Here is a 2,983-nt window from a genome sequence, read left to right as displayed (position 1 = left end):
GTAAATTCTTTTGAGGAGTGTAGGAAGTCTTTTAGTATCATCATAAATAAGTAGTGTGGGTAATACCTACCTTACTTAGTAAACTGTTTGAAATCATCGACAATATGATGACTTTATCCCCTGAATTACAGTCAAGTTTAGAGAGTAAAATTAAACAATTTGAGGAGGAAAGAACCATGCCTTTAATGAGTAATATGGAGTTACGAGGGATAGAACAGGGTAAGGAAATTGGTAAGGAAATTGGGGAGTTACGAGGGATAGAACGCGGTAAGGAAATTGGCAAGGAAATTGGAGCGTTAGAAAAAAGCCGCGATGCCATCAAAACAGTTTTAACTGTGCGGTTTGGACAAATTTCTTCAGAAATTGAAGAGATAATCGGCAAAATGACTAACCCTACTATCTTAGAAGAGCTACTAAAATTAGCAGCTACCACTAATTCCCTCGCAGAATTTAAGCAGTCTTTGGCAAAAATCAACATCTAGAAAACCTTCTTCTTTAGAAAACGGGTTTCTTTGAGAAACCCGTTTTCTTGTTCCTTTGAGAAACCCGTTTTCTTGCAATATTAATTTCTGCTACAAGGATCTTGACAAATTCGAGATTGTTTGCATAAAATAGCCGCAGTAATCTTTCTAGGTCAGCGTCATGACTTCTGCCCTTTTGTCGATTTTTCCTACTATTGACGATATTACGAGGAAGTTGGGAGTTAGAGGTGAGTTTTCTGGCGAGAAAGGGAGAGAATAAAACTTTTGTTGAAACCTCAGATTTGTCGGATTTGCAGACATCTGGGGTTTTTCAGTCAGATATACCCTTCTTTGCCGGCTTAATTGTTTAATTTTCACCCTTTATTCAGGAAAAAATCATGTCAAATCCTTTTTTAGTTAAGGATATCTACCCCGGTTTATCTACCTCCTACCCCAGCTATCTGACGGCGCTGGGCAACACCCTGTTCTTCAGTGCTAGTGACGGTAACGGTACTCAATTGTGGAAGAGCGACGGCAGAGCGGCCGGTACGGTTTTGGTCAGGAACATCAGCGGCCGTTTCTCTATCTCCGGCCTCCGCAATCTAACGGCAGTGGGCAATACCCTCTTCTTCACTGTCTATTGGGACGGCGGCCTGAACGGCGTTGAATTATGGAAGAGCGACGGCACGGCGGCGGGTACGGTTTTGGTCAAAGATATCCGCCCCGGAGGTGGTAGACCCCGCAATCTAACGGCAGTGGGCAGCACCCTGTTCTTCCAGGCCGATGACGGCGTGAACGGTTATGAATTGTGGAAAAGCGACGGCACAGCGGCCGGTACGGTTTTGGTCAAAGATATCCGCCCCGGTTCCTCTAGCTCCAGCCCCAGCAATCTAACGGCGGTGGGCAATACCCTGTTCTTCCGTGCCGATAACGGCGTGAACGGTGATGAATTATGGAAAAGCGACGGCACGGCGGCCGGTACGGTTTTGGTCAAAGATATCTTCCCCGGTTCCTCTAACTCCTACCCCGGCAATCTAACAGCCCTGGGCAACACCCTGTACTTCACTGCCAATGACGGCGTGAACGGTAAAGAATTGTGGAAAAGCGACGGCACAGCGGCTGGTACGGTTTTGGTCAGGAACATCAGCACCGGTTCCCGTGGCTCCTACCTCGGCTTTCTAACGGCAGTGGGCAGCACCCTCTTCTTCAAAGCCAGTAACATTGGCGGTGATGAATTATGGAAAAGCGGCGGAGCGGCGGGTACGGTTTTGGTCAAAGATATCCGCCCCGGTTCCTCTAGCTCCAGCCCCAGCAATCTAACGGCGGTGGGCAACACCCTGTACTTCACTGCCAATGACGGCGTGAACGGTTATGAATTGTGGAAAAGCGACGGCACGGCGGCCGGTACGGTTTTGGTCAAAGATATCCGCCCTGGTCCCTCTAGCTCCTACCCCGTCCCTCTGGTGACGGCGGTGGGCAACACCCTGTTCTTCACTGCCAATGACGGCGTGAACGGCGTTGAATTGTGGAAGAGCGACGGCACGGCGGCGGGTACGGTTTTGGTGGCCGACATCCGCCCCGGTTCCTCTGGCTCCTTCCCCGGCAGCCTGGGGGTAGTGGGCAACACCCTGTTCTTCACTGCCAATAACGGCGTGAACGGTAAAGAATTGTGGGCCTTAAATGTCGATACGCTCGCAGTTCCCACCCTCACTATTGCCGCCACTAATGCCAACCAAACCGAGGGCAACAGTGGCAGTAAAGCCTTTACCTTCACCGTCACTCGCGCGGATAACACCACGGGAAGCAATAACGTTAACTGGGCAGTTACCGGCAGCGGAACCAATCCCGCTAACGCTGCCGATTTTGTCGATTCCGTGTTACCGTCAGGAGTAATTACTGTTAACGTCCAGGGGGATACAACGGTAGAACTGAACGAAAACTTTACCGTCACCCTCTCCAATGCCACCAACGGCGCTACTATTACCACCGCTACTGCCACCGGAACCATCAATAATGATGACTTTATCGGTACTTCTGGTCCGGACACCCTTGCGGGAACCTCTGGAGCAGATGCCATGACTGGATTAGCCGGAAACGATACTTATACGGTAAATGATGCCGGCGATTTGGTCATTGAAGCTCTCAGCGAGGGAACCGATACCGTGCAAGCTTCCATTGCCTATACCCTTCCTAACAACGTGGAAAATCTCGTTCTCACTGGTACTGGTAATCTTAATGGCACGGGTAATGGCTTAAATAACGTCATTACAGGAAATAGTGGCAATAATAGCCTCAATGGTGCTGCTGGCAACGATACCCTCAATGGTGCTGCTGGAATCGATACTTTAACCGGTGGGACGGGGACAGACATCTTCATCTTCCAATTTGGTCAGTCCACTGCGACAGCCCTAGACCGAGTTACGGATTTTGCTATTGGTACTGATAAAATTGACCTGCTTAGTCAAGCTGGTGCGGCAATTAATGCTCCTGTCGCTTTTACCCGGGCCGCAGATAGCACCACG

At 49.4% G+C, this 2,983-nt stretch carries 2 protein-coding genes; both read left to right on the top strand.

Annotated features, from left to right (window positions below; genetic code table 11):
* Nucleotides 1–104 precede the first annotated feature (104 nt).
* Nucleotides 105–482 carry a hypothetical protein gene (locus EWV84_RS08170; protein WP_287077602.1) on the top strand — a complete coding sequence of 126 codons (378 nt, stop codon included), beginning with the start codon at nucleotides 105–107 and terminating at the stop codon, nucleotides 480–482.
* Nucleotides 483–859: 377 nt separating this feature from the next.
* On the top strand, nucleotides 860–2,983 hold a 2,124-nt coding region (locus EWV84_RS08165), incomplete at its 3' end, for an ELWxxDGT repeat protein (protein ID WP_287077601.1).

Origin of the sequence: Microcystis sp. M_QC_C_20170808_M3Col (assembly GCF_007095505.1) — a bacterium.
Lineage (GTDB): Bacteria > Cyanobacteriota > Cyanobacteriia > Cyanobacteriales > Microcystaceae > Microcystis.
The sequence above is the reverse complement of the archived record's forward strand: the minus strand, read 5'-3'. Positions and strand labels throughout refer to the sequence as shown.